We start from the raw sequence: 9,695 nt of genomic DNA on the forward strand, positions 1-9,695 counted from the left end.
GCCCGCGCGGCCCGCCGCCAGTTGGGCCTCGACGCCCGCCGGCGACAGCTCGGTGTGCAGCGCCTCGCTCAGCGTCTCCGCCGCCTTGTCGAGCCGCTCGACCAGCTCCTGCGCCTGGGCGAGCTGGCCGGCGAGGCCGGGCGCGTTGCGTTGGCGCAGCCGGCTGTTGCGGGCCGCGCGCAGGCAGGCGTCGTCGTTGTCGCGGCAGTACCGGAAGGGGCGTCCGGCGCCGTCGCGCTGCGGGACCGGCCGTCCACAATGGGCACACGGTCGGGTAACGGTCGCGGCGCTGCTGGTCACGGCCGCCGAGTCTAGTGCGTACGGCGCAGAACGACGATGGCGATGTCGTCGTCGGGCTCCGTCGGGCCGACATCGGCCAGTAGCCGGTCGCAGTACGTCTCGAGGTCGTCGTCGAGGTGCGCGGCGGCCGCGGCGAGCGCGTCCAGCCCTTCATCGAGCGAGCGCCCGCGCCGCTCGATGAGCCCGTCGGTGTAGAGGACCAGCAGGGCGCCGGGGTTCAGCGTCACCGGGCTCTCCCGCGCGGTCGTGCCGGGCAGCCCGAGCAGCGGCGTCCGGTCGCGCAGGTAGCGGCCCCCGTCGGCGTCGATCAGGAGCGGCGGCGGATGGCCCGCGTTGGCCAGGCGGGCGGCGCCCGTGGCGGGGTCGAGGTCGAGCAGGCACAGGGTGGCCATCTCGTCCGGGATCAGCCGGAGCAGGAGCTGGTTGAGCCGGTCCAGGACCGCTGCCGGGGAATGGCCCTCGGCCAGGTAGGCCCGGGTGGCGTGGCGCAGCTCGGCCATGATCGTGGCGGCGTGCAGGGAGTGGCCGGCCACGTCGCCCACGGCGACCGCGACGCGCTCGTCGATGCGGCACAACTCGTAGAAGTCGCCGCCGATCTCCGCCTGGTCGCTGGCCGGCACGTAGCGGACCGCCACCTGGTAGCCGGGCACGGCGGGCAGGCGCGGCGGCAGCAGGCTGCGCTGCAGCGTCAGCGCCAGCTGATGTTCCTGGGTGTACGCCCGGGCGGACTCGATGGCCGCGACGATGCTCTGCCCGACCTGGGTGAGCACCGGCTCGCCGTCGTCGGTGGTCTGTCGTGGGACCACGACGTAGACGGCCGGCCGGTCGGCGCGCAACCGCACGCCCAGCGTGTGCACCTTCGCGTCGCCGGGCCAGGCCACGCCCGGCCAGTCGGACGCCGGCCGTTCGGCCAGGCGCGATCCGACGCCCACCGCGAAGCCGTCGCCCGTCCAGGTGACGACGCGGGGCTCGGCGCCCGGCCCGTCGACCGCCGCGCAGAAGCCCGGGCCGTCCTCCGGGCAGGTGCAGATCATCGCCGGGCTGCCGAAGATGTCCGCCGTGCCCACCACGGCGGCCCGCAGCAGCGGGCGCAGGTCCGTCTCGGTGTACAGGCCGTCGGCGAGGCGGGCCAGCTTCGCGAGCCGGCTCGCCATCCGCTCGGCGCGCTGGCGCGCCCGCGCGTAGCGCAGCACGGCCTGCACCGTGGCGAGCAGCTCGTCCGGGTCGATCGGCTCGACCAGGTACGCGTCGGCGCCGCGCGACAGCCCGTGGGTGCGGTCGACGACGTTCACCGCCGCGGCCGAGACGTGCACCACCGGGGTGGCGGCGTGCTCGGGCAGGCCCTTGATGCGCTCGCAGACGTCGAACCCCGACATATCGGGCAGCTTGACGTCCAGAATCACCACGTCCACCCGCTCGCTGCCGACCCGGGTCAGCGCCTCGGCGCCCGTCTCCGCCTCGATGATCGTGAAGCCCGCCCGACGCAGCCAGCTCGCCAGCACGTACCGCTTGGAGGGGGTGTCGTCGACGACCAGCGCCGTCCCCGTCTCGGTCACGGGATGACCAACGGAAGAGTGACGGTGAAGGTGCTGCCCTCGCCCTCGGTACTCTCAAGAGTCAGTTCCCCGCCGAGCAGGGTGACCAGGCTGCGGGCATAGGGTAACCCCAGGCCCGTGCCGATGACGCCCTGCTGCGCGTCCCCGCGGACCTGGTAGAACTCCTCGAACACCCGCTGCTGCTCGTCGGCGGCGATGCCGATGCCGGTGTCCGTCACCACCAGGTCGAGCGTGTCGCCGCCCGCGTAGCGGGCCGCCAGGCGCACCTCGCCGGAGAGCGTGAACTTGATGCCGTTGGTCAGCAGGTTGCGCAGCACCTGGGTCAGCATCACCTCGTCGGTGACGAGCGTCGGCAGCCCCACCGGCTCCTCGACGACGAGCTCCACCTCGGGACGGGCGACGAGCGACCGCATCGTGCCGCGCAGGGCGCCGAACACGGCCGCCAGGTCCACCTCGGCGGGCACCGGCACGAGCCGCCCCGACTCCGCCTTCGCGAGGTCGAGCAGCTCGTTCACGCGGTTGAGCATGTCCTGCGCCGAGCCGCCGATCAGCGTCAGCTGGGTACGCTGTTCGTCGGTGAGCGGGTCCGAACCCGGGTCGGTGATGAGCCGCACCAGGCCCAGGATCGCCGTGACCGGCGCGCGCATCTCGTGGCTCACGTTGGCCAGGAAGCGGGTCTTTGCCTCGCTGGCGTCGCGCAGCTTCGCCGACCGGTCGTCGAGCTCGGCGTAGAGCGCGACGACGCCCCGGTTGGTCTCCTCCAGCTCGGCGGAGAGCTCGTTGTAGAGCGCGAGAACGCCGCGGTTGGTCTCCTCCAGCTCCTCGTTGAGGCGCAGCAGTTGGTCGCGGTGCGCCTCTGCCTCCTGCAGGGCGGCCAGCAGCTGCTGGTTCTGCAGGACGAACTCCTCGACCGGCCGGCCCGGCCGGAGCCGTTTGAGGTCGCTGCGGAGCGCGGCCACCCGGGCGGCGGTGAGTGCCAGCGCGGCGGCTGGTAGTCGTCGACGCATGACCACTGTTACCCGATCGGGCGTGTCCTCGATCCTCCACGTCTCCATGAGCCGGCGAGCGCCGTCGATCTCCGCGAGCAGCCTGGTCAGCGTGTCGGGGTCGGCCGGCGCGGGCGCGCTGGCCGAGACGGTGAGGGCGTCGTGCGGGTCGGTCACCGCCTCGAAGGTCACCGTCACCGGCCCGAGCCGGGCGAGCAGCTGCCGGCCCACCTCGCTCAGCGCGGTGGCGACCCGGATCTGGTCCTGCCCCTCCAGGCCGATCGCGGCGGCCACCTCCCGCCCGTGCTGGCGCACCGCGAAGACGTCGTGCTCGACGCTGATGACGGTGCGCAGCAGTGGCGGGTGCCCGTTCATGCCGACGCCGTCGGCCGGGCCACCAGGACGCCGGCGTCGTCGCGTCGCAGCCCGGCCTCGCGCAGCAGCGCGGCCGCGATGGTGAGCGGGTCGCGCAACAGGAGCCCGGGGTGGCCGGCGAGGTCCCACCGGTCCGTCAGCCCGTCGGTGTGCAGGACGACCACGTCGTCCCCGGCCACCGGGTACGTGTACTCCCGGATGGCGCGGCGCTGCCGGTCGCCGACGAACCCGGGCTGCGCCGCGAGGCCGCGCCGCCGGTCGTGCCCGACGATCCACCCGGAAATGTTGCCGACCGAGGCGCAGGTGAGCTGCCCTGCCGCGCTGTCGAGGTCGACGACGGCGGCCACGGCGCCGCGCGTATGGGCGACCGCGCGGTGCACGTACTCCAGCACCGCGGCCGGCGAAGCGGCCGGCGCCTCCCGGAACGCGGCGGCGGCGGCCTCGCTGGCCCGCGACGCGAGCGGCCCGTGGCCCAGCCCGTCGGCGAGGAACGCCTGCGCGCGCCCGTCCGCCACCCGGACGGCGTAGGCGTCGCCGCTGGTCGACTCCCCGGCGATCGGCCGGGTCAGGCCGGCGGCCCAGGACTCGGCGGGCGCCTCGTCGGCCCAGACGGCGGCGGTGAGCACGGTGCCCCGGTCCGGCTCCGAGAAGACCCGCAGGCGCGTCGCCTGCCGACCGATGGCGCCCAGGCCGATGCCGAGCGTGCCGGCCGTCGAGTGGCCGTCGCGGCTCGATGCCGTCAGGTCGGCCATGCCCGGACCCGCGTCGATCGCGACCAGCTCCACACCCGACGGCCGTCCCGCGCCGTCGTCGCGCAGGGCGCGCAGGTGCACCGCGCCGTCGATGGCGTGCTTGAGCAGGTTGGTGGTCACCTCGGTGGCCACGATGCCGAGGGCGGCGACGCGGTCCTCGGGCAGCCCCAGCTCGACGCCCAGCGCCGTCGCCGCCCGGCGCACCGCGCCGACCGTGCCGTCCTCGGAGACCGACCACCACCCGAGATCCTCGACCAGGACCGTCATCGGGCCCACTTGACGATGGTGATGCGGGTGCCGGCGCCCGGCGCGGTGTCGATGTCGAACTCGTCAACGAGCCGGCGGGCGCCGGACAGGCCGAGCCCCAGGCCGCCGCCGCTCGTGTAGCCGTCCGTCATGGCGAGCTGCAGGTCGGCGATGCCGGGCCCGTCGTCGGCGAAGTGCAGCCGGACGCCCAGGTGCCGGGCGTTGCGGAGGGTGGTCGCCTCCATGTGCCCGCCCTTGCCGTACACCAGGGTGTTGCGTGCCAGCTCGCTGGCGGCCGTGACGAGCTTGGTCTGGTCGACGAGCGACAGCTTGGCCGACACGGCCAGCGTCCGGACCAGCTGCCGGGCCCGGACCACGTCCTCGTCGGCGAGGATCGGCAGGATCTGCGGTTCCCCGTCCGGCATGACGGTCATGTCAGCGCCGCGCGGTGGCGTCGTCAGCGGATGCCGCTGCCGCCTCGTCCTCGCCGTCGTCGCCGGCGTCGGCGAAGAGCGCGGGCCCCGCCTCGCGGAGCAGGCGCAGGCCGTGCTCGACGTTCAGCGCCGTACGGACGCCGTTGAGCGACAGGCCCAGCTCCACCAGGGTGATGGCCACCGCGGGGCGCATGCCGACGACCACCGTCTCCGCGTCGAGCACCCGCGAGATCGCGGCGATGGTCGACAGCATCCGGCCGATGAACGAGTCGACGATGTCCAGCGCGCTGATGTCGATGATGACGCCGTGCGCGCCGGTGTCGACGATCCGGTTGGACAGGTCCTCCTGCAGCCGCAGCGCCAGCTGGTCCTCCAGGTCGACCTGGATGGACACGAGCAGGATGTCGCCCAGGGACAGGACCGGGATCTGCTCCATCACGCCCGCCGCGGCGCGCGTCGGGTGATTTCGAAGCCGCCGGCGCGCAGCGCGTGCTGCAGGGCGTCCGAGAGGCTGGCCTTCGTCATGATGTCGCCGAACTCGATGCCCAGCGCCACGATGGTCTGCGCGATCTGCGGGCGGATGCCCGAGATGATGCAGTCGGCGCCCATGAGCCGGGCGGCCACCACGGTCTTGAGGATGTGCTGGGCGACCTGTGTGTCGACGGCCGGCACGCCGGTGATGTCGATGATCGCGTACGGCGAGCCGGTGTCGACGAGGGTCTGCAGCAGGCGCTCCATGACCACCTGCGCCCGCGCGGAGTCCAGCGTCCCGACCAGCGGGATGGCGACCACGCCCTCCCACAGCTTGATGACGGGCGTCGAGAGCTCGAGCAGCTGTTCGGCCTGGTCGCCGATGAGCTCCTCGCGCGTCTTCGCGTACGCCTCGAAGGTGAACAGGCCGACCTCGTCCAGGAACTGCGAGATCGCGACGAATGCCAGCAGGTCGTCCGGGGAGTCGCCGAGCGCCTGGCGGAGCGGGTCCTTCAGCGCGAAGACGCTCAACGCGGTCTCGGTCGAGGTGAACCCGCGTCGTGCCCGGTGGCGGGACAATTCGGTCAACGAGCCGCGCAGCTCGGCGGCCGCTTCCGAGGCGAGTGTCAGCTCACCGCCGGCGGCCGCCGCAGAGCGCAGAGTGTCGAAGAGCTCCCGGAGCTGGCGGGTGAGCTCGGCCTCCGCGAGGCGGCCCCGTGTCGTCGCCGCCACGACGTCGCTCCACTGCTTGAGGATGTCGTCGCCGTGCTCGTCCAGTACCTGGACGAGTCGGCTCGTCGTGCCGACGTTCATGAGGGGGGATCCTCCGGCGCTGCCGCGGCGTGATCGCGCGGGTCCGCCCGACAGTACCACCGGCGTGAGCACCCTAAACCTGGCGAGGATTACCATCGCGTCACGCGGGGAATCTGGTGTGACGGTCCTCGCGCTCGGCTGGACAGGGGCCGGGTTCCGGGCACTCAGCCACAGCGGCACGGTCGGCGTGGAACAGTGCGGATGGGATAGGTGGTCATGGCGCTCGCGGTGTCCGTCGGCGACACGGAATCCGTGTCGGTGCTGGTTGTCGAGGGTGAGCTGGACATGACGACCGCGCCGTCGCTGCTCGATGCGGCGTCGTCGGTCGCGGTGGCCGGCGGTGGCGGCCTGGTGCTCGACCTCGGGCGACTGGCCTTCTGCGACTCGGCCGGGTTGGGGGTGATCGTGAAGATCCTCCGCGCGGTCTCCGGCGCCGGCGGCACGCTGGCGATCGCACAGCCGACCCCGATTGTGCGATCCGTGCTTGATCTGACTGGAATTTCCGAGGCCGTCCTGGTTTATCCGACTGTCGCGGCGGCCTGCGCGGCGGTGGGTTAGACAACGGTCGTACGGGTACCACATGGTCGTGGCGTACCCGGGGGTAGCGAGCGAACTGGGAGGTCGAGCTGTGAACGCCGACAGCGGCGCGCTACCCGTGATCACGCGACGGAACGTGACGGCGGCGGAGCTGGAATCACTACGCGGTCTCCTCCGAGGGGTCGGGAGCGACGCGGGCCTCAGCGCCCAACGGACCGAGGAACTGACCCTGGCGGTCAACGAGGCCGTGACCAACGCGATCCAGCACGCGCATGGTCGGGCGGATGTCTTCATCAGTCGTGACGAACGCGAGCGGGCGATCGTGGTGGAGATTGTCGATGCCGGCGGCGGCATCCCCTCGGGGGTGACGGGGCAGCGTCCGGCTCCGGTGGAGATCGGCGGCCGCGGTCTGTTCCTGGTTCGGCTCCTCTGCGACCGGGTCGACATCGACACCGGAGCGGGTGGGACCCGGGTCCGGCTGGTGATGGCGCTGGGCTGACCGTGGCATGCCGTCGCCACCCCGGTGTGCGACTCGAGCGGTCTGAACCTGACGGCGCAGAGCCAGCAGCCCGCGGCGCAAACGCTCGACGCCGCGGTCGCCGGCAGCTAGTCGGCCGGCGGGTCGTGCCGGCGGGCGCGCTGTCGCGCGGTGGTCCGGCGAACCTGGTCGGTGTCGTCGTGGACCGCGCGCACCTGTTCGGCCAGGTGCGCGTGTGCGCCGGTGAGGTGTTCGTGCGTGTCGTCGAGCAGCGGGAGCAGATCCGCGACGTCGCCGCGACCGAGCGCCTCGTACAGGCGGTCGAGGCTGGGTTGAGCGGCCGGGCCGAGGTCGGTGAGGGCGGTGATCTGGCCGGCCAGTTGGCGCAGATCGGCGCCGTTTTCGCGGGCCCAGGCGCCGACCGCGCGGGCACCGGCGCGGCGGTCGCGTTCGGCGAGGACCCGCCGGTCCTGGGTCGGGTGATCGTCGAGGGCCGGCTCGCGCAGGCGCAGGTATCGCCGTTCCGCCGCCTGCCGGCTGGCCACACCCAGCGCGGGGGCGATGTCCGCCCAGTTCACCCCGGCTGCCCGCGCGGCGCCGATGAGGCGGGGCTCCCAGACGTCGAGCAGCGCGCGCACCTCGTGGAGTGCCGCGAGGGCGGCCAGGAGCTGCGCCCGACCGGGCGGGCCGGCCTGGCCGGCACCGTCGAGTTCGGTGAGCGCCGTCAGCAGGGCGGCCACCGCGTCGTGGCCGGTACGGGAGGGGTCCACCACGTCGCTCCTGTCATCTCTACGATGACGTTCGACTTGTCATCGTGACGATGACATGCTACAACAGGAGTCGAGCGCATTGACACGACGTGAAGACATCAGGAGGTGGCAGACATGTTGATGCGCAGCGACCCCTTCCGTGAGCTGGACCGTCTCGCCCAGCAGGTGTTCGGCGCGACGCAGCCCGGCACCTGGTCGCGACCCACGGTGATGCCGATCGACGCCTACCGCGCCGGGGACGAGTTCGTCGTCGCCTTCGATCTGCCGGGCGTCGCCGACGACGCCATCGAGGTGGACGTCGAGCGCAACGTCCTCACCGTGCGGGCCGAGCGGCGCCCGCTTGATCTCGGCGACGGCGCCGAGATGCAGGTGGGTGAGCGACCGCTCGGCGTGTTCGCCCGGCAGCTGTTCCTGTCGGACGCACTGGACGCCGACCGCATCCGCGCGACATACGACCAGGGCGTGCTCGTGGTGCGTATCCCCGTGGCCGAAAAGGCGAAGCCGCGCAAGATCGCCATCACGGGCGGCGGTGCCCCCCGAGAGGTCACCGCACAGGGCGACGTCAGGACCATCGAGGCCTGACGCGGCGTTGCCGTCCACCCGGGTCGGGAGGTGCTCCCATGACGACCACGACGCCCACCCGCCAGACCCGCGACGGCTTCATCGACCTGGTCCTGCACGACGACGAGCTGCTGCGCCGCGAGTTCGACGACATCGTCGCGGCGGCCTGGCCGACCCCGCCGCCCGCGCGACCGCCCTGCGGTTCGGCGCGCGGGCGGCCGGCGGGCCCGACATCCCGGTCCGCGCGGGCGCGATGCGCGCTCGGCGGTCGGTCAGACGCCGTCCGGTCGGTGCTCACGCGTCAGCGGTCACCTCCGCCGCGCAGCAGTCGGAGGTGACCGCGACAGGAGAGGTCGGTGGTGCCAGCGCGGACATGGTGCCAACACGACAGGGCCGCGGCCGTAGCCGCGGCCCTCTCGTCGGGGCGGGCATCGTGACTCATGGGACACATCGGACGCACGTCAGCGGCGGTCAGAGTTCCCGCTATCGGCTGTGTTTCCTGGTCAACGTGGTGCGCCCGGCAGGATTCGAACCTGCGACCTGCGGATTAGAAGTCCGATGCTCTATCCACTGAGCTACGAGCGCGCGCCAAGGTCTCGGCGGAAGACTACCGTCCAGTTACAGAAAAGGCCTCTCTGGGATGACAAGCCGCGGGACAAATCGAACATTTGCCACCCGATCCATTCGGGGGGTTCCGGAGTCGCGACTCAGCCGCTAGTTTCGCACTCGTGCAGGTGACACGCGCCACTTTCTTTCCCCTGCTCGCACCGGCAGACGCAGACATTCGCGCCGATGCGGTCGTGAGGGATGGTTTCTGCGCTGACCTCACGGTGGTCTACTCCTTCGGGCCGCCGTTCGGCCAGCGCCTCGTGACGCACGACGACCTGCGCAAACTCGACCTGACCCCGCGGGCCTTGCGTCGCGCGGCGCACGAGCAGCTGGAGCAGCTCGCCGGCAAGGCCCAGTTCCACGGCCGGCCGCCCGCGCTGATGCTCTCCTTTGACGGCCTCGAGTCGAGTCTCCTGCTTTCCGAACGCTTCTGGGCCCGGATGGCCGAGGTGGTCCCCGGCGACATCGTGGTCGGCGTGCCCGCCCGCGATGTCGTCATCGTGACCGGCTCCGACTCCCTGCCCGGGCTGGAAAAGGCGCGCCGTGCCGTCGACCGGGTGCTGTTCGCCGGCGACGAGAATCCCCTGACCCAGCACCTGCTCGTCCGCCGCAACGGCACGTGGGAGCCGTTCGAGGCCGCGCCGACCATGCCCGCCCCGGCCCCTCGCCGCGACCCGCACGGCCCCGACCGTCAGCCCCGGCAGTACCAGGACCACCCGTCCTGGCCCGAGCAGCGGGTGCCGATCTCGGCCATGCCGGTCAGCCCGGTCGACCGCTCCGCCGCGCGCCGCGGGCCCGCGCCGGTGA

Annotated in this window: 12 protein-coding genes, 1 tRNA gene and 1 pseudogene; 5 read left to right on the forward strand and 9 right to left on the reverse strand. The window is 72.6% G+C overall.

From position 1 onward, the window contains the following. From ABD211_RS06555 to ABD211_RS06585, 7 genes and pseudogenes are all read right to left on the reverse strand, one after another. Positions 1–300: pseudogene (locus tag ABD211_RS06555) on the reverse strand (hypothetical protein); the annotation flags it as partial. An 11-nt stretch (positions 301–311) separates the two neighbouring features. Continuing rightward, positions 312–1,856, reverse strand: a complete 1,545-nt coding sequence (locus ABD211_RS06560) for a SpoIIE family protein phosphatase (protein WP_344127284.1) — start codon at positions 1,854–1,856, stop codon at positions 312–314. Beyond that, positions 1,853–3,217, reverse strand: coding sequence for an ATP-binding protein (locus ABD211_RS06565; RefSeq protein ID WP_344127286.1), 1,365 nt, complete (start codon positions 3,215–3,217; stop codon positions 1,853–1,855). Before ABD211_RS06565 ends, ABD211_RS06560 begins: the two co-directional genes overlap by 4 nt. After that, positions 3,214–4,236: a SpoIIE family protein phosphatase gene (locus ABD211_RS06570; protein ID WP_344127288.1), complete on the reverse strand. Its 1,023-nt coding sequence runs from the start codon at positions 4,234–4,236 to the stop codon at positions 3,214–3,216. Before ABD211_RS06570 ends, ABD211_RS06565 begins: the two co-directional genes overlap by 4 nt. Continuing rightward, the gene (locus ABD211_RS06575) at positions 4,233–4,649 is read right to left on the reverse strand and encodes an anti-sigma regulatory factor (RefSeq protein ID WP_425560366.1); all 417 of its coding nucleotides are present in this window, start codon (positions 4,647–4,649) and stop codon (positions 4,233–4,235) included. The genes ABD211_RS06570 and ABD211_RS06575 overlap by 4 nt, the downstream gene beginning before the upstream one ends. A 1-nt stretch (position 4,650) precedes the next feature. After that, a complete protein-coding gene (locus tag ABD211_RS06580; RefSeq protein ID WP_344127291.1) occupies positions 4,651–5,085 on the reverse strand; it encodes an STAS domain-containing protein in 435 nt (144 codons plus the stop codon). Further along, positions 5,085–5,933, reverse strand: coding sequence for an STAS domain-containing protein (locus tag ABD211_RS06585; RefSeq protein WP_344127293.1), 849 nt, complete (start codon positions 5,931–5,933; stop codon positions 5,085–5,087). Before ABD211_RS06585 ends, ABD211_RS06580 begins: the two co-directional genes overlap by 1 nt. A 216-nt stretch (positions 5,934–6,149) precedes the next feature. On the opposite strand from ABD211_RS06585, the gene ABD211_RS06590 reads away from it, so the two are divergent. Beyond that, on the forward strand, positions 6,150–6,491 hold the full coding sequence (locus ABD211_RS06590) for an STAS domain-containing protein (RefSeq protein WP_344127295.1): 342 nt from the start codon (positions 6,150–6,152) through the stop codon (positions 6,489–6,491). Between the two features lie 70 nt (positions 6,492–6,561). Then, positions 6,562–6,969 (forward strand): ATP-binding protein, encoded by a 408-nt coding sequence (locus tag ABD211_RS06595; RefSeq protein ID WP_344127297.1) that lies wholly within the window; start codon positions 6,562–6,564, stop codon positions 6,967–6,969. 107 nt (positions 6,970–7,076) lie between these two features. Here the strand turns inward: ABD211_RS06595 and ABD211_RS06600 are convergent, their stop codons facing one another. After that, a complete protein-coding gene (locus ABD211_RS06600; RefSeq protein WP_344127299.1) occupies positions 7,077–7,718 on the reverse strand; it encodes a hypothetical protein in 642 nt (213 codons plus the stop codon). A 114-nt stretch (positions 7,719–7,832) separates the two neighbouring features. Between ABD211_RS06600 and ABD211_RS06605 the strand changes: the two genes are divergently transcribed. Both ABD211_RS06605 and ABD211_RS06610 read left to right on the forward strand, forming a co-directional pair. Continuing rightward, a complete protein-coding gene (locus ABD211_RS06605; RefSeq protein WP_344127301.1) occupies positions 7,833–8,300 on the forward strand; it encodes an Hsp20/alpha crystallin family protein in 468 nt (155 codons plus the stop codon). A 38-nt stretch (positions 8,301–8,338) separates the two neighbouring features. Continuing rightward, a complete protein-coding gene (locus tag ABD211_RS06610; protein ID WP_344127302.1) occupies positions 8,339–8,617 on the forward strand; it encodes a hypothetical protein in 279 nt (92 codons plus the stop codon). Between the two features lie 171 nt (positions 8,618–8,788). On the opposite strand, the gene ABD211_RS06615 is transcribed toward ABD211_RS06610, so the two are convergent. Beyond that, a tRNA-Arg gene (locus tag ABD211_RS06615) sits at positions 8,789–8,864 on the reverse strand. Positions 8,865–9,013: 149 nt separating this feature from the next. Here ABD211_RS06615 and ABD211_RS06620 point away from each other — a divergent pair. Next, a partial coding sequence (locus ABD211_RS06620; RefSeq protein WP_344127304.1) for a DUF1444 family protein occupies positions 9,014–9,695 on the forward strand: 682 nt, incomplete at its 3' end.

This window comes from Luedemannella flava (assembly GCF_039528515.1).
Lineage (GTDB): Bacteria > Actinomycetota > Actinomycetes > Mycobacteriales > Micromonosporaceae > Luedemannella > Luedemannella flava.